Raw genomic sequence first — 16,272 nt, 5'->3', positions numbered from 1 at the left:
TGTCATGTCGAGGGCGTCGACAGCGTGCGGATGGCGTTGTGGATCAGCTCGGGGCGACCTAGGTTGACATCGATGTCGAGCCCTGTGGAGGTCGCGATGGACGCCGAGACCCAGCGCTTGCCGGCCCTGCGGCCCGAGCAGCTCGACGCCGAGCAGCGGGCCGTCTACGACGCGCTGACCACCGGTGCCCGCGGGCGCAACGCCGGCGGCATCGAGATCGCCGCCGACGGCAGCCTGGCCGGCCCCTTCAACGCGATGCTGCACGCCCCGCAGGTCGGGGGCGTGCTGCAGCAGGTCGGTGCGGCGCTGCGCTACTCCGGTGTGCTGCCCGGCCGGGCCCGGGAGCTGGCCGTCCTGCTGGTCGCCGCGCACCACCGCAGCGCCTACGAGTGGTACGCGCATGCCGTCATCGCCGACCGTCTGGGGATCGAGGCCGAGCTGGTGGACGCGATCCGCACCGGCGCCGAGCCGCGCCCCGTCGACTCGGTCGAACGGGCGGTCGTCGCGGCGACCCGCGAGCTGCTCGACACCGGCGACCTCACCGACGCGTCCTGGGCCGCCGTCCGCGCCGTCCTCGACGAGGCCGCCGTCGTCGAGCTGGTGACCCTCGTCGGCTACTACGGCCTGCTCGCCCTGCAGCTGCGGGTCTTCCGCGTGTCACCGCCTCCGGCGGCTCGTGCGCGGAAATAGTCGCCGGAACAGCGTTATCCGCGCACGGGCGCGAAGCGCCCAATCACGGCGTTGAAGGTCGGGCTCGGGCGCATGACCTCGTCGGTCTTCGCCCGGTCGACGTAGTAGTAGCCGCCCAGCTCGACCGGCCGGCCCTGCACGCCGTTCAGCTCGCCGAGGATCGTCTCCTCGTCGGCCGCCAGCCGCTCCGCCAGCGGGGCGAAGATCTTCGCCAGCTCCGCGTCGTCGGTCTGCGCGGCCAGCGCCTGGGCCCAGTACAGCGCCAGGTAGAAGTGGCTGCCCCGGTTGTCCAGCTCACCGGCCCGACGCGACGGGGACTTGCCGTTCTCCAGCAGCTTCCCGGTGGCGTCGTCGAGCGCCTTGCCCAGCACCGCCGCCCGCGGGTTCCCGGTCTTGTCCGCGAGGAACTCCAGCGAGACGGCCAGTGCGAGGAACTCACCGAGGGAGTCCCAGCGCAGGTGGTTCTCCTTGACCAGCTGCTGGACGTGCTTGGGCGCCGATCCGCCGGCCCCGGTCTCGTACAGGCCGCCGCCGTTCATCAGCGGGACGATCGAGAGCATCTTCGCGCTGGTGCCCAGCTCGAGGATCGGGAACAGGTCGGTGAGGTAGTCGCGCAGCACGTTCCCGGTGACCGAGATCGTGTTCTCGCCGCGCTTGGCCCGCTCCAGGGTGTACCGGGTGGCCTCGGCGACCGGCAGGATCTCGATGGTCAGGCCGTCGGTGTCCTCTTCGGCGAGGTACTCGCGGACCTTCTCGAGCACCTCGGCGTCGTGCCCGCGGGTCTCGTCGAGCCAGAACACCGCGGGCCAGCCGGTGGCACGGGCGCGGGAGACGGCCAGCTGCACCCAGTTCCGGATCGGGGCGTCCTTGGTCTGGCAGGCGCGCCAGATGTCGCCCTCGGCGACCTCGTGCGACAGCAGCACGGTGCCCGCGGCGTCGACGACCCGGACGGTGCCGGGCGCGGCGATCTCGAAGGTCTTGTCGTGGCTGCCGTACTCCTCGGCCTTCTGCGCCATCAGGCCGACGTTCGGGACGGTGCCCATCGTCGCCGGGTCGAACGCGCCGTGCTCGCGGCAGAACGCGACCGTCTCGGCGTAGAGCGGGGCGTAGGACGAGTCCGGGATGACGAACTTGGTGTCCTGCTGCTCGCCCGCGGCGTTCCACATCTGACCGGACGCCCGGATCGCGGCCGGCATCGACGCGTCGATGATCACGTCGCTGGGCACGTGCAGGTTGGTGATGCCGCGGTCGGAATCGACCATCGCCAGCGACGGGCCGCTGTCGTAGGTCGCGGTGACGGCCTTCTCGATCGCCTCGCGCTTCTCCACGGGCAGCTTCTCCAGCGCGGTGAGCACGCTGGCCAGGCCGTCGTTCGGGTCGGCGCCCACGGAGGCGAGGTCGTCGCCGTACTGCGCGAACACGTCGGCGAAGTACTGCTTCACGGCGTGCCCGAACAAGATCGGGTCGGACACCTTCATCATCGTCGCCTTCAGGTGCACCGAGAACAGCACGCCCTGGGCCTTGGCGTCGGCGATCTGCTCGGCGAGGAACGCGTCGAGGGCAGCCCGGCGCATGACCGCGGCGTCGACGATCTCCCCGGCCAGCACCGGCAGCGACGGCTTGAGCACGGTCACCGTGCCGTCGGCGGCCACGTGCTCGATCCGCAGCTCGGCGTCCTGGTCGAGGGTGACCGAGGTCTCCGAGTGCCGGAAGTCCCCGTCGCTCATCGTGGCGACGTGCGAGGCGGACTCGTGGGACCACTTGCCCATCGAGTGCGGGTGCTTGCGGGCGAAGCCCTTCACCGAGGCGGGCGCGCGTCGGTCGGAGTTGCCCTCGCGCAGCACCGGGTTCACCGCGCTGCCCTTGACCGCGTCATAGGCGGCGCGCGCGGCCTTCTCCTCGTCGGTCCGCGGGTTCTCCGGGTAGTCCGGGATGTCGTAGCCGGCGCCCTGCAGTTCCGCGATCGCGGCCTTGAGCTGCGGGATCGAGGCGCTGATGTTGGGCAGCTTGATGATGTTGGCCTCGGGTGTCTTCGCCAGCTCACCGAGCTCGGCCAGCGAGTCGGGCACGCGCTGGGCGTCGGTCAGCCGGTCCGGGAACTGCGCGAGGATGCGGGCGGCGAGCGAGATGTCGCGCGTCTCGACGTCGACCCCGGCCGTGCCGGCGAACGCCTCGATGACCGGCAGGAGTGAGTGCGTCGCCAGCGCCGGCGCCTCATCGGTGTAGGTGTAGATGACCTTCATCGTTGCTTCGGCCCTGCCTGTGACTCGTGGTCGGAACTGGACGGCGGAGCGCAATGCGCCCTGGCCGACACGCTAGCCCTTGCCGGTGCCGGGGCGCGTCCGGTGTCCGTCTTGTACGGGGCGACGCGGTGTCGGGTCCGGTGATCTCTCGGTTGTTTCACCCGGGGGAGAGGCGCTCGCTGGGCTACGGTGAAGATCCCGTCGCCCCGCTGGAGTGCACGCATGGCCAAGATCAAGGTCCCGAATCTGGAAGCGTCCACGTTCAAGGGATGGACCTTCGTGCTGGTGGCCGGAGTGGTCCTCGCGCTGCTCGCACTGCTCGACCGTGGCACCTTCGGGGCCACGGCGACCGGTTCGACGGGCTGCGTGATGACCGTCGCCGCCGCCCAGCTCAACGTCCGGCCCACGCCGGGTACGGAGTCCGCACCGGTGGACACCCTCAAGCAGGGCGACCAGGTCGACGCCCAGCGGGTCGTCACCAACGGGTTCCGTCAGCTGGCCGGCACCGGCCGCTGGGCCCTCGACCAGAGCCTCGTCCCCCGGGCCGGCAGCAGCTGCTGACCCCCGGTACGCGGACCCGAACGAGTCTGGGGGAACCTGCGGAGGTGTTCACGGTCAGCTCGGTCAACGTCAACGGGATCAGGGCCGCCGGGCCCAAGGGGTTCATCGCCTGGCTGGCGGCGACCGACGCCGACGTGGTGTGCCTGCAGGAGGTCCGGGCCCGCCCCGAGGAGCTGCCCGCCGACCTGCTCGACGCGGTGGTCCGGGACGGCTGGCACCTGACCTGCACGCCGTGCCAGACCGCGCGGGGCCGCAACGGCGTCGGCGTGCTCACCCGGGTCGCTCCGGACGCGGTGCGGATCGGCTTCGGCGCCGCGGAGGCGGCCGAGTTCACCGGGTCCGGGCGCTACCTCGAGGTGGACCTGCAGATCGGCACCGACGCGCTGACCGTCGCCTCGCTGTACCTGCCCAACGGCACCGCCGACACCCCCAAGCAGGACGAGAAGGATCGGTTCCTCGCCGCCTTCGCGCCCTATCTCGCCGAGCGCCGGGAGAAGGCGGCCGCCGAGGACCGCGAGGTGCTGGTGTGCGGGGACTGGAACATCGGGCACACCGAGCTCGACATCCGGAACTGGAAGGCCAACCGCAAGAACTCGGGGTTCCTGCCCCACGAGCGGGAATGGCTGGGCGAGGTGTTCTCCCCGCGGATCGGCTACGTCGACGTCGTCCGTGCACTGCATCCCGGTGTCGACGGCCCGTACTCGTGGTGGTCCTACCGCGGTCGCGCCTTCGACAACGACGCCGGCTGGCGCATCGACTACCACGTCGCCACGCCCGGGCTGGCCGCCCGCGCCGAGAGTGCCGTCGTGGAACGTGCGCCGAGCCATGGTGAACGCTGGTCCGATCACGCGCCGGTGACGGTGCGCTACCGGATGGCACCGTCATGATCCCGAGCAGGATCGTCGGCGGCCGTTACGTCGTGCTCGGTGAGGTCGGTCGCGGCCGGATGGGCGTGGTCTGGCGGGCCGAGGACCGGGTCACCGGGCGGCAGGTCGCGGTCAAGGAGCTGCGGCTGCCCGAAGGGCTGACCCCGCCGCAACGCGCGCAGTTCCGCAAACGCCTGCTGCGGGAGGCGCGCGCCGCGACCCGGCTCGGCGCTCCGGGCATCGTGGCCGTGCACGACATCGTCACCGACAACGACGTCGACCACGTCGTGATGGAGCTGGTCGGGGCCCTGTCGCTGACCGAGACGGTCGCGGCCGAGGGCCCGCTGGACGAGCCCGCGGCGGCCCGGCTCGGCCAGGCGGTCCTGGCGGCGCTGCTCCGGGCCCACGACGGCGGCGTCGTGCACGACGACGTGCAGCCCGGCACCGTGCTGCTGGGCGCGGACGGCCGGATCGCCCTGACCGACTTCGGCATCGTCCGTGCCGTGGAGGACCTGAAGCTCATCACCACCCTGGTCGGAGCACCCGGGTACCGGGCCCCGGAGCGGCTGGCCGGTGCCCCGGCGGCGCCCGCCGCGGACCTGTGGGCGCTCGGCGCAACGCTGTTCTACGCGGTTGCGGGCGTCGGGCCGTTCGAGCGCGCGACCAACGCGGAGACCGCGCATGCCGTCGGCCACGACGACCTGCCGCCGATCCCGTGCCGCGGCCCGCTCGCGGACGTGATCACCGGCCTGCTGGTGCGGTCGCCGCAGCACCGGCTGACCGGTGAGCAGGCCGGTGCGCTGCTGGACGCCGCGGTCGCCGGGGCGCCCACCGAACCCTCCGCGGCACCGCCGGGGTCCTGGCCGCGGCGCGGGCTGCTGTCGTGGTGGCCGTGGGCGCGTCCTCGCCCACCCGGGTGAGCTGGGACCGGATTCGTGCAGGCCCGGGCCCGGCCGGGTGTGGTCGAATGCGCCGGTGACCAGGTCGACCGAGGGGACCGCCCCGCACCGCAATGTGCAGCTCGTGATCGCCGCCCTCACTGAGCGCGGTGCCGACCCGGCCAGCGTGGCCGGTCTGCGGGTGCTGCCGGACGCCGTGGCCACCGCGGCGGCGGCCGCGGCGGCGCTCGGGGTCGAGGTCGGCCAGATCGCCAACTCGCTGGTCTTCGACGCCGACGGGGCGCCGCTGCTGGTGCTCACCTCGGGTGCCCACCGGGTGGACACGGCGAAGGTCGCGGCGCTGGTCGGCGCGCAGCGGGTGCGGCGGGCGAGCGCGGAGTTCGTGTACGCGGCCACCGGGCAGCGGATCGGCGGGGTGGCCCCGGTCGGGCATCCGGCGCCGCTGCGCGCCCTTGTCGACCGGGCGCTCGAGGGCTACCCGCAGGTCTGGGCGGCCGGCGGGATCCCGCACGCGGTGTTCCCGACGACGTTCGCCGAGCTGGTCGCCGTCACCGGCGGGGAGCCGGCCGAGGTGGCCTGAGCCGGCCGGCGATCCCGGCGGTCAGCCGCCGGCCGCCGACCGCAGCCGCGTCCACAGGAAGCCGGTGGCGTCCAGCGGGCCGTCCGTCGTGCCGGTGCTGTCCCGCCCGGCTCCCGGCCAGGCGTGCGGCGCGCCGTCGATCACGTCGCGGGTGACGGTGTGGCCGTCGGCGCAGGTCCAGGCGCTGACGGTGGCCGGTGCGGCCGCGGTGACGACCGGGTCGGCCGGGCAGCCGGCCGCGGCCAGGAACGGCGCCAGCGTCGCGTCCAGGGCGGGGAAGCCCCGCCGGGGGTCGCCGGTGACAGGGACCCGCTCGTCCGCGGTGCCCTGCACCGCGGCGAGGGTGATCGCCGGCGGATCCGGGCAGCTGACGACCAGCGCGCCGGCCACCGGTCCGATCCCGGCCAGGTCGCCGGGGTGCCCGCACGCCCACGCATAGGACATCATCGCTCCGTTGGAGAAACCGACCGCGTACACCCGGCGGCCGTCGACGGCGTCCGCGGTGATCAACTGTCCGCGCAGTTCGTGCAGGTAGCCGACGTCGTCGACCCCCCGGTTGCGGGCCTGGCCGCAGCATTTCCCGGCGTTCCAGGTGCCGGCGACGCCGTCGGGATGGGCGACGACGAAGCCCTCCCGCGTGGCCAGCGCGTCGAAGCGGAGGTCCTTGCGGGCCCCGGCCGCGCTACCGCCCGCGCCGTGGAGCACGACGACCAGCGGCGCGCCCGGCCCGGCCGATGCCGGGTGATGGACGGTGGCCGTGCGCTCGCCGTCCGCTGTCGGGGTGCGGACCGTGCGGGTGATCGGATCGCTCGGCGCCGTGGCCTCGGGGGCGGGCGTCGCGGTGCAGCCGGCGAGCAGTGCCGCGCCCGCCAGCAGCCGGATGGTGATGGCAGCCACACTGATCACTGGGGCGCGCATGGCCCGAGTGGACACCGGCCGTCGGGGTCTGTCGAGCCGTGACCTGCGGGACCAACCCGGTCGTGACACGGCGGACCCGGCCCCGTTTCGCGCGGCGTCCACGCGTTGAGACCGTGTTGGTCGACCCTGCCCGGGCGGCGACCTAGTGTGATCCCATGACCGACGCTCTCCCCGATCCCGTCTGGGCCGATACCCCGCCTTCCGAGGCGGCGATGCGGCGGGCGTTGCGGCGCGTGCGGGACGGGGCCGTGCTGGACGTGACCGAGGCGGCCGTGCTGCTGGCCGCCCGCGGGGAACACCTCGACGAGCTTCTCGCCGCAGCGTCCCGGGTGCGTGACGCGGGCCTGGTGGCCGAGGGCCGCCCGGGCGTCGTCACGTACTCGCGCAAGGTGTTCATCCCGCTGACCCGGCTGTGCCGGGACCGCTGCCACTACTGCACCTTCGCGACCGTCCCGCACAAGCTGCCCGCGGCGTTCCTGGAGCGCGACGAGGTGCTCGAGATCGCCCGGGCGGGTGCGGCGGCCGGCTGCAAGGAGGCGCTGTTCACCCTCGGCGACCGGCCCGAGGACCGCTGGCCGGCGGCGCGGGAGTGGCTGGACGAGCGCGGTTACGACTCGACGCTGGACTACGTCCGGGCCTGCGCGATCGCGGTGCTGGAGGAGACCGGCCTGCTGCCGCACCTCAACCCGGGCGTGCTCAGCTGGGAGGAGCTCACGCGGCTCAAGCCCGTCGCGCCGAGCATGGGGATGATGCTGGAGACCACCGCGACCCGGCTCTGGTCCGAGCCCGGCGGCCCGCACCACGGCAGCCCGGACAAGGAGCCCGCCGTCCGGTTGCGCGCCCTCACCGACGCCGGCCGGGTCGGCGTCCCGTTCACCACCGGCATCCTCATCGGGATCGGCGAGACCCGGACCGAGCGCGCGGAGTCGATCTTCGCGATCCGCTCGGCGGCGCGCGCGGCGGGGCACGTCCAGGAAGTCATCGTGCAGAACTTCCGGGCCAAACCGGACACCGCGATGCGCAACGACCCGGACGCAGACCTCGAGGACCTGGCCGCCACGATCGCGGTGACCCGGATCGTCCTGGGCCCGAAGATGCGTGTGCAGGCCCCGCCGAACCTCGTCGGTGAGGAGTTCGCGCTGATGCTGCGCGCCGGCATCGACGACTGGGGCGGCGTCTCGCCGGTGACCGCGGACCACGTCAACCCGGAGCGGCCGTGGCCGGCGATCGACGAGCTGGCCGCGCAGTCCGCCGCCGCCGGGTTCACCCTGCGCGAGCGGCTGACGGCGTACCCGAAGTACGTGCTGGCCGGGTCGCCGTGGATCGACACCCGGCTGCACGCGCACGTCGCGGCGCTGGCGGACCCGCAGACCGGGCTCGCGAACGAGGACGCGGTCGTCGAGGGCCGGCCGTGGCAGGAGCCCGACGGCGGATTCGCCTCCACCGGCCGGGTCGACCTGAACTCCTCGATCGACACGACCGGGCGCACCGCGGACCGGCGCGGGGACTTCGACTCGGTGTACGGCGACTGGGACGAGCTGCGCTCCGAGCTGGCCGCGCAGCAGCAGACGGCCCCGCAGCGGCTCGCCTCCGACGTCCGGGCCGGGCTGGCGCTGGCCGCGTCGGCCCCGGCGGCGTTGCTCGACCCGGCGAACGAGGCCGCGGCGATGGCCGTGCTGACCTGCGAGGGCGCCGCGCTGGAGGAGCTGTGCCGGCTCGCCGACGCGGTGCGCACCGACGTCGTCGGCGACGACGTCACCTACGTGATCAACCGCAACATCAACTTCTCGAACGTCTGCTACGTCGGGTGCCGGTTCTGCGCCTTCGCCCAGCGCGAGCGCGACGCCGACGCGTTCCGGCTCTCCCTCGACGAGGTCGCGTCCCGGGCCGTGGAGGCGGCGCGCGACGGAGCCACCGAGGTCTGCATGCAGGGCGGCATCGACCCGCAGCTGCCGGTGAGCTTCTACGCCGACCTGGTGCGCGCGGTGAAGGCCGCAGTGCCCGGCATGCACGTGCACGCGTTCTCGCCCATGGAGATCGTGTCCGCCTCGGCGAAGGCGGGGGTGTCGATCGAGGAATGGCTGACCGAGCTGCGCGACGCCGGGCTCGGCTCCATCCCCGGCACCGCGGCGGAGATCCTCGACGACGAGGTCCGCTGGGTGCTGACCAAGGGCAAGCTGCCGGCGTCGCAGTGGATCGAGGTCGTCTCGACCGCGCACAAGCTCGGCATCCCGTCGTCGTCGACGATGATGTACGGCCACGTCGACGAGCCGCGGCACTGGCTCGGCCACCTGCGCACGCTGGCCTCGATCCAGGACGAGACCGGCGGGTTCACCGAGTTCGTGCCGCTGCCGTTCGTGCACCACAACGCGCCGATCTACCTGGCCGGGATCGCCCGCCCGGGCCCCACCGAGCGGGACAACCGCGCGGTGCACGCGTTCGCCCGGCTCGCCCTGCACGGCCGGATCGACCACGTCCAGTGCTCATGGGTCAAGCTCGGTGACGAACTGGCCGCGCGGATCCTGCAGGGCGGTGCCGACGACATGGGCGGCACGCTCATGGAGGAGACGATCAGCCGGATGGCCGGTTCGGAGAACGGCTCGGCGCGCACGGTGTCCGAACTGGAGACGATCGCGATCGCAGCCGGGCGCCCGGTGCGCCAGCGCAGCACCACCTACCGCGACCCGGTGTCCCGCCTCGTCCCGGCAGAGGGCGCGGCGCCCCGGCTGCTGCCCCTCACCCCGGCCTGACCTCCGCCCCTCCGTGGCGTGGGTACGGCGTGGGTACGGCGTGGGTACGGCGTGGGTACGGCGTGGGTACGGCGTGGGTACGGCGTGGGGTATGGCGCGGTCAGCTCGGTGGAACCAGGCGATCCGGCCCGACCCGGGGAGGTCGCCGAGCGCGCGGACGTCCTCGACGAGGCGCTCGACGAGCTCGTCGCGGGTACCGGGCCACGGGGCGGAACCCGGCTCCCTGGGTGTCGCGGGCTTGAACTGCACCAGCGGCGAATCTCGCGGCGGCCGGTACGGCGCCGAAGATCGACGCCTCGACAGCGATCCCACTCAGCTTCTGCGACAGCGTTGCGCAGGTTGTGGCGACAGCACGGTGCCGGTCCGCCCCGTGGCGCGGCCCCTCGCTGTCGTAACCGATGTCCGGACCCGACACCGCCTACCCCGATGATCGACCGGCGCGATGCCATCGGCGGTCGATCACGCCCCGGAAGATCGTCATTGCCCTCGATCGTCGCGGTGAGCGTGCAGCCGGCCGGCGTAGGGAGCCGTACCGTGGACGCATGGGCGTTCTCGGTGAGCTGTTCCCCGGGCCGAAGATCCGTGACGAGGCCGGAGAGTCCGGCGACGGCGAGCAGTGGCGGCTCGGGCCCATCGACCTCGACAACGGCGTGGTGCAGGTGCACCGGGCGCCGGACGCGGCGAGTGCCGACGAGACCCCGGCGGGGCCCGCGCGGGAGGACTGATCGTCGAACGGGAGCGACGAGCCGCGGCGGCCCGCTCCGCCATGGCGGTCATGGACTCCGCCGGCGGCATCCGCTCGACGAGCCCCGGTGCCGCGGCCGTCAGCACGCCAGGCCGCTGAGCTGGGGGAGTGTGGCACGGCCGGAGCGCACCGGATGGCCGGCGACGCCCTGTGAGCAGGGCCGCCGCCCGTGCCCGGGAACTCGTTCGACGAGGCTGGGAGAATGGGCCCATGACCGGGACCGACGCCACCGAGGCCCGCCTGTCGGGGCCGAGTATCGAGCCAGCCCGCCGCTTGCGGGTGCTCTCCGGAATCCAGCCGACCGCGGACTCGTTCCACCTCGGCAACTACCTCGGCGCGATCCGGCAATGGGTGGCCCTGCAGGACGACCACGACGCGTTCTACTTCATTCCGGACCTGCACGCGATCACCGTCGAGCACGATCCGAAGACGCTCGCGGCGCGCACCCGCAACGCCGCCGCCCAGCTGCTCGCGCTCGGCCTGGACCCGGACCGGTGCACGGTGTTCGTCCAGTCGCACGTGCCCGAGCACGCCCAGCTGGCGTGGGTGCTGGGTTGCCTGACCGGGTTCGGTGAGGCCAGCCGGATGACCCAGTTCAAGGACAAGTCCTCCAAGCAGGGCACCGACCGCGCCACTGTCGGCCTGTTCACCTACCCGGTCCTGCAGGCCGCGGACATCCTGCTCTACCAGGCCGACCGGGTCCCCGTCGGCGAGGACCAGCGCCAGCACCTCGAGCTGACCCGCGACCTCGCGCAGCGGTTCAACTCCCGGTTCGGGAAGACCTTCGTCGTCCCCGAGCCGTACATCCCGGCGGGCGCCGCGAAGATCCAGGACCTGCAGGAGCCGTCGGCGAAGATGAGCAAGTCGGCGTCCAGCCCCGCGGGGATCGTGGAGCTGCTCGACGACCCGAAGGTCTCGGCCAAGAAGATCCGCTCCGCGGTCACCGACACCGAACGCGAGATCCGCTACGACGTCGAGGCCAAGCCCGGCATCTCCAACCTGCTCACCATCTACTCGGCGCTGAGCGGGAAGAAGATCTCCGAGCTGGAGGCCGAGTACGCAGGCCGGGGCTACGGCGATCTGAAGAAGGATCTGGCCGAGGTGGTGAGCGATTTCGTCTCCCCGCTGCGCCGGCGGGTGCGCGACTATCTGGACGACCCGGCCGAACTCGATCGGGTACTTGCCCGCGGTGCCACCCGTGCGGGTGAGGTTGCCGGTTCGACGCTGAAGGCCGTTCACGAGAGGATCGGGTTCCTGCCGCCGACGACATGAGGTGACACCCCATGGCTGCTCCGACGACCGCGGTCGAGGCCCCCGCGCGGGACGGGGCCGAGCCGGCCGAGAACAAGTCCAAGCTCGAGCAGCTACGGGACCGCTACTCCTGGTTGGACCATGTCGTCCGGGCCGGCCAGCGCTACACCGAGAGCCACGGCGACCACTACGCGGCGGCGATCACCTACTTCAGCGTGCTGTCGTTGGTGCCGCTGCTGATGATCGCGTTCGCGGTGGCCGGGTTCGTGCTGCAGTCGCGCCCCGAGCTGGTCACCGAGTTGCAGCACGCCATCACCGGTGCGGTGCCCGGTGAACTGGGCACGACCCTGAACGGCATCATCGAGACGGCCATCAGCCAGGCGGGTGCGGTCGGCGCGTTCGGTCTGCTCGGTGCGCTGTACTCGGGGATCGGCTGGATGAGCAATCTGCGGGAAGCACTGTCCGAGCAGTGGGGTCAGCGCAGCGAGCCGCCGAACGCGGTGAAGAAGCTGATCTTCGACCTGCTCGCGCTCATCGGCCTGGGGCTTGCGCTCGTGGTGTCGTTCGGGATCACCGCGATCGGCAGCGGGCTCGGCGCGACGGTCCTGCGGCTCGTCGGACTGGCCGACCAGGGCTGGGCCCGGGCGATGCTCGCGCTGTTCGGTCTCCTGCTGGGCATCGCCGCGAACTGGCTGGTCTTCCTGTGGGTCATCGCCCGGCTGCCCCGCGAGCCGGTGACGCTGCGCAGCGCGGCCAAGGCCGCCCTGCTGGGTGCGGTCGGCTTCGAGATCCTCAAGCAGGTCATGACGTTCTACCTGGGCGCGGTGACGAAGTCGCCGGCCGGCGCGGCGTTCGGTTCGATCCTCGGTCTGTTGATCTTCGCGTTCTTCGCGTCCCGGTTCCTGCTGTTCGTGACGGCGTGGGCGGCGACGGCGAAGGAGAACGAGCAGGAGGAGCCGGCCCCGGTTCCGGGGCCGGCGATGATCTGCCCGGAGGTGACGGTGCACTCCGGCCCGGGTGCGGGCGCGGCGGTCGGGCTGGTCGGCGCCGGCGTCCTGACCGGGGTCCTGGGCGTGCGGCTGTGGGGTGGCCGCAAGCAGTCGTAGGCGCCGCCGCCGGACGCTCCGCGGCCTCAGCTCCGCGCCCGCCGCTGGATGAGCGCCACGAGCCCGCCGGCCACGGCCAGCGCCACCATCCCGGCGAGCAACCCGTCGGCGACCGAGACGACCGGGGCGCCCCCGGTCACCAGGAGTGGTTGCTGCACCACCACAGCCGCCGGGGGCGTGGTCGGCGCGGCACCGAAGGACCGGGGTGCGGGGTCCACCAGCATGCCGACGCGCGGCGCGCTGACCGGCAGCGCGAACCCGTAGTCGAGCAGCGCCGCGGCCTGCTTCCACATCGCCACCGGTCGTTGCTCTCCGCGCACCATCGCCACCACCAGCCGCCGCCCACCTCGCTGGGCCGCGCCGACGAACGTGTGCCGCGCCGCGTCGGTGTAGCCGGTCTTGCCGCCGATGGCGCCGGGGTAGCTCCGCAGCAGCGGATTGTCGCTGGAGATCCGGAATCCGGGACGCCCGGGATAGCCGGGGAAGTCCGCCTGCCGGGTGCCGATGAGCTCGGTGAACGTCGGGTCCCGCAGCGCGGCCCGGAAGAACAGCGCCAGGTCGTAGGCGGAGCAGGACGTGCCCGGACCGTCAAGCCCGGACGGCGTGGCCGGGCGGGTGTCGAGCGCGCCGAGCCGGGCCGCCGTCTCGCTCATCGCGGCCAGCGTCGTCGGCACCCCGCCGAGTGCGCGGGCCAGCGCGTTCGCGGTGTCGTTGCCGGAGTTGAGCAGCAGCCCCGTCAGCAGTTGCCGAACGGTGTAGCTGCCGCCGGGTCCGATGCCCGCCTTGCTGCCGTCGATGCGGGTGTCCTCCGCGGTGGCGGCGACGGGGGTGTCCAGGCCGAGCCGCTGCAGCACCACCAGGGTGGTCAGGATCTTGAGGGTCGACGCCGGCCGTTGCCGCCCGTGCGGGTCGTGCGCGGCCAGCACGGCCCCGGTGTCCGGATCGGCGACCACCCACCCGGCCGCGGTCACGGCCGGGGGCGGCGGTGCGCCGGGGGGCAGGACGTCCCCGCAGGCCCCGAGCAGCGGCCCACCGACCGGATCCGGCGGTACGGGCAGCGGCGGCGGGGGTACGGCCCCGGGCACGACCTCCTCCCGCGCGGCCGGCGGAGGTGGTGCCGCCTGCCCGGGACAGGAGGGTGCCGCGGCGGCGGTGCCGGGGCCGGCCGCGGCCAGCGCCAGCAGCACGAGCGCCGCGGTCGTCACCGCACGCCGGAGCAGACCTCGCGGGCCGGACACGCTGTCGAAATTACGCCGCCGACCGCTCCCTGGGGACCCCTCAGACGCGGGCGCCCTCGGCGTGCCGCTTGATCGCCTCCAGGGTCTGCCGCATGCCGTCGACCATCATCTGTTCGCGGTCCTTGCCGAGCAGCCCGGTCGCGACCAGCGCGCGCACCAGGACGTTGGGCGGGGTGGTGCGGTCGCGCCACTGGGTGAGCTTGGTGCCGTCACCGTCCGGCTCCAGCCGCCAGCCCCAGGTCATCCCGTTCTCCGCGACGGTGAAGGAGAACCGCTCCGGCCGGTCGCACTCCACGACGCGGCAGTGCGTCCGCCACCGGATGAAGCCGTGCGCGTTCGACCCCACGAACCGCGCGCCGGCCGCCGGGCCGGTCGCGCCCCCGGTCCACTTCCCGCCGGTGTTCTCCGGGCTCCACTCGCCCATCCGCGTGATGTCGGTGACCAGATTCCACACGGTCTCCGGCGGCACCCCGATGGTCACGCTCGCCTCGTCCACGCCGATCTCCCTTGCTGTCGCGTGCTGTCGAGCGCATCCTGCCTGCGCGCCATCCGCGTTCGGTGACCGGGTGATCACTCAGCGGAGCCGGGTACACGCCGGCGGGCCCTGCGGACCGGCACGCTGCCGGCACCGGCGGTGGTGTCGCGATGATTGCGACCAGCCGCGGCGATCGGCCTGGACTACGAAGGGGCGAGGGTGACTGATCTCGACTGGCCGGCGTTGCGGGCGGCCGCGGTCTCGGCGGCCGGGTCGGCGTACGCGCCGTACTCGCGGCTGCAAGTGGGAGCGGCCGCGGTGTGTGATGACGGGCGCGTGGTGTCCGGCTGCAACGTGGAGAACGCGTCCTACGGGCTCGGGCTGTGCGCCGAGTGCACGATGGCGGGCCAGCTGCGGCTCAGCGGCGGCGGCCGGTTCGTCGCCGTCGCCTGCCGCTCCGGGACCGGCGAGCTGCTCATGCCGTGCGGACGCTGCCGGCAGATCCTCTACGAGTTCGGTGGCCCCGGCTGCCTGCTGGACACCCCGCGCGGGATCCTCCCGCTCTCCGACGTCCTCCCGGACGCCTTCGGGCCCGAAGACCTCCCGTGAGCGGATAACGCCGTTCCGGCGACCATTGCCGCGCACGACGCGGACGAAGGAGGACGCATGGCCCCGAGCGCCGTCGAGGTGATCACCGCCAAGCGGGACGGCGGCCGGCTGACCGACGAGCAGATCGACTGGGTGCTCGCCGCCTACGCCCGCGGCGACGTCGCCGACGAGCAGATGGCGGCGCTCGCGATGGCGATCCTGCTCAACGGCATGGACACCGCTGAGATCGCCCGGTGGACCCAGGCGATGATCGACTCCGGCGAGACGTTGTCGCTGCCCGACGTCGGCCGCCCACTGGTCGACAAGCACTCCACCGGCGGCGTCGGCGACAAGATCACGCTGCCGCTGGCGCCCCTGGTGGCCGCATGCGGGGCGGCGGTGCCGCAGCTGTCCGGGCGCGGGCTCGGGTACACCGGCGGGACGCTGGACAAGCTGGAGTCCATCCCGGGCTGGCGCGCCGCACTGTCGGTGGAGGAGATCGCCGCACAGCTCGCCGACGTGGGGGCGGCCATCTGCGCGACCACGCCGACCCTCGCGCCGGCCGACCGCAAGCTCTACGCGCTGCGCGACGTCACCGGCACCGTGGAGTCGATCCCGCTCATCGCTAGCTCGATCATGAGCAAGAAGATCGCCGAGGGCACCGACGGACTGGTGCTGGACGTCAAGGCCGGCTCCGGCGCGTTCATGAAGACGCGCGACCGGGCCGCGGAACTGGCCCGCACGATGGTCGAGATCGGCGCCGCGCACGGGCTGGCGACGACGGCACTGCTCACCGACATGTCCGTGCCGCTCGGGCGCGCGGTGGGCAACGCGCTGGAGGTCGCGGAGGCGGTCGAGGTGCTGCGCGGGGGCGGCCCGGCCGACGTCGTGGAACTGACCGTCGCGCTCGCCCGGGAGATGCTGGCGCTGGCCGGGCTCTCCGAGGTGGACCCGGCCGGGGTGCTGGCGTCGGGAGCGGCGTATCCGGTGTGGGAGCGGATGATCGCCGCTCAGGGTGGCGACCCGTCCGCGCCACTACCGGTGGCGAAGCACGTCGAGCCGGTGCCCGCCGAGCGCTCCGGGGTGCTGATGCGGTGCGACGCGCTGGCGGTCGGCATCGCGGCGTGGCGGCTCGGGGCCGGCCGGGCCCGTAAGGAGGACGCGGTGCAGGCCGCGGCGGGCGTGCGGCTGCTGGTCGGCGTCGGCGAGGCCGTGACGGCAGGTCAGCCACTGCTGGAACTGCACACCGACATCCCCGACGCGATCCCGGGAGCCCGCGCCGCCCTCGTGGACGCCCTGCGGGTGGACGACCCCGACGGCCTCCCGGCCGCCCGCCCCCCGCTCATCCTGACCGCGTCAGGG

The 16,272-nt window shown here is 73.3% G+C and carries 15 protein-coding genes; 11 read left to right on the top strand and 4 right to left on the bottom strand.

Annotated elements, in window-relative coordinates:
- The first annotated feature begins 72 nt into the window (after positions 1–72).
- A complete protein-coding gene (locus tag HF526_RS17430) occupies positions 73–690 on the top strand; it encodes a carboxymuconolactone decarboxylase family protein (RefSeq protein ID WP_169382523.1) in 618 nt (205 codons plus the stop codon).
- Positions 691–704: 14 nt separating this feature from the next.
- Here the strand turns inward: HF526_RS17430 and HF526_RS17425 are convergent, their stop codons facing one another.
- Positions 705–2,933: an NADP-dependent isocitrate dehydrogenase gene (locus tag HF526_RS17425; RefSeq protein WP_169382522.1), complete on the bottom strand. Its 2,229-nt coding sequence runs from the start codon at positions 2,931–2,933 to the stop codon at positions 705–707.
- Between the two features lie 222 nt (positions 2,934–3,155).
- Between HF526_RS17425 and HF526_RS35460 the strand changes: the two genes are divergently transcribed.
- From HF526_RS35460 to HF526_RS17405, 4 genes are read left to right on the top strand one after another with little or no spacing between them, the layout of a single operon-like run.
- Positions 3,156–3,494, top strand: a complete 339-nt coding sequence (locus HF526_RS35460) for an SH3 domain-containing protein (RefSeq protein ID WP_169382521.1) — start codon at positions 3,156–3,158, stop codon at positions 3,492–3,494.
- A gap of 44 nt (positions 3,495–3,538) precedes the next feature.
- Complete coding sequence (locus tag HF526_RS17415) at positions 3,539–4,381, top strand: exodeoxyribonuclease III (protein ID WP_169382520.1); 843 nt, start codon at positions 3,539–3,541, stop codon at positions 4,379–4,381.
- Positions 4,378–5,280, top strand: a complete 903-nt coding sequence (locus HF526_RS17410; protein WP_169382519.1) for a serine/threonine-protein kinase — start codon at positions 4,378–4,380, stop codon at positions 5,278–5,280. The genes HF526_RS17415 and HF526_RS17410 overlap by 4 nt, the downstream gene beginning before the upstream one ends.
- A 55-nt stretch (positions 5,281–5,335) precedes the next feature.
- The gene (locus HF526_RS17405) at positions 5,336–5,839 is read left to right on the top strand and encodes a YbaK/EbsC family protein (protein ID WP_420821631.1); all 504 of its coding nucleotides are present in this window, start codon (positions 5,336–5,338) and stop codon (positions 5,837–5,839) included.
- Positions 5,840–5,860: 21 nt separating this feature from the next.
- Here HF526_RS17405 and HF526_RS17400 read toward each other — a convergent pair whose 3' ends face one another.
- On the bottom strand, positions 5,861–6,757 hold the full coding sequence (locus tag HF526_RS17400; protein ID WP_169382518.1) for a CE1 family esterase: 897 nt from the start codon (positions 6,755–6,757) through the stop codon (positions 5,861–5,863).
- A gap of 155 nt (positions 6,758–6,912) precedes the next feature.
- Here HF526_RS17400 and HF526_RS17395 point away from each other — a divergent pair, with 155 nt between their 5' ends.
- The 4 genes from HF526_RS17395 to yhjD all read left to right on the top strand — a co-directional run bounded on the left by HF526_RS17395 (position 6,913) and on the right by yhjD (position 12,609).
- The gene (locus tag HF526_RS17395) at positions 6,913–9,507 is read left to right on the top strand and encodes a bifunctional FO biosynthesis protein CofGH (protein WP_169382517.1); all 2,595 of its coding nucleotides are present in this window, start codon (positions 6,913–6,915) and stop codon (positions 9,505–9,507) included.
- 542 nt (positions 9,508–10,049) lie between these two features.
- Positions 10,050–10,232, top strand: coding sequence for a hypothetical protein (locus HF526_RS17390; protein WP_169382510.1), 183 nt, complete (start codon positions 10,050–10,052; stop codon positions 10,230–10,232).
- A 230-nt stretch (positions 10,233–10,462) separates the two neighbouring features.
- Positions 10,463–11,524: a tryptophan--tRNA ligase gene (trpS, locus tag HF526_RS17385; RefSeq protein ID WP_169382516.1), complete on the top strand. Its 1,062-nt coding sequence runs from the start codon at positions 10,463–10,465 to the stop codon at positions 11,522–11,524.
- Between the two features lie 11 nt (positions 11,525–11,535).
- Complete coding sequence (gene yhjD / locus HF526_RS17380) at positions 11,536–12,609, top strand: inner membrane protein YhjD (protein ID WP_169382515.1); 1,074 nt, start codon at positions 11,536–11,538, stop codon at positions 12,607–12,609.
- Between the two features lie 26 nt (positions 12,610–12,635).
- Here yhjD and HF526_RS17375 read toward each other — a convergent pair whose 3' ends face one another.
- Entirely contained in the window at positions 12,636–13,847 is a 1,212-nt protein-coding gene (locus HF526_RS17375; protein WP_169382514.1) for a serine hydrolase, read from the bottom strand.
- A gap of 40 nt (positions 13,848–13,887) precedes the next feature.
- Positions 13,888–14,343 (bottom strand): SRPBCC family protein, encoded by a 456-nt coding sequence (locus HF526_RS17370; RefSeq protein WP_169382513.1) that lies wholly within the window; start codon positions 14,341–14,343, stop codon positions 13,888–13,890.
- A gap of 198 nt (positions 14,344–14,541) precedes the next feature.
- Between HF526_RS17370 and HF526_RS17365 the strand changes: the two genes are divergently transcribed.
- Both HF526_RS17365 and HF526_RS17360 read left to right on the top strand, forming a co-directional pair.
- Complete coding sequence (locus HF526_RS17365) at positions 14,542–14,931, top strand: cytidine deaminase (protein ID WP_169382512.1); 390 nt, start codon at positions 14,542–14,544, stop codon at positions 14,929–14,931.
- 57 nt (positions 14,932–14,988) lie between these two features.
- A partial coding sequence (locus HF526_RS17360; RefSeq protein ID WP_169382511.1) for a thymidine phosphorylase occupies positions 14,989–16,272 on the top strand: 1,284 nt, incomplete at its 3' end.

Origin of the sequence: Pseudonocardia acidicola (assembly GCF_012911935.1) — a bacterium.
Lineage (GTDB): Bacteria > Actinomycetota > Actinomycetes > Mycobacteriales > Pseudonocardiaceae > Pseudonocardia > Pseudonocardia acidicola.
This window is presented reverse-complemented; position numbering and strand designations above follow the sequence as displayed.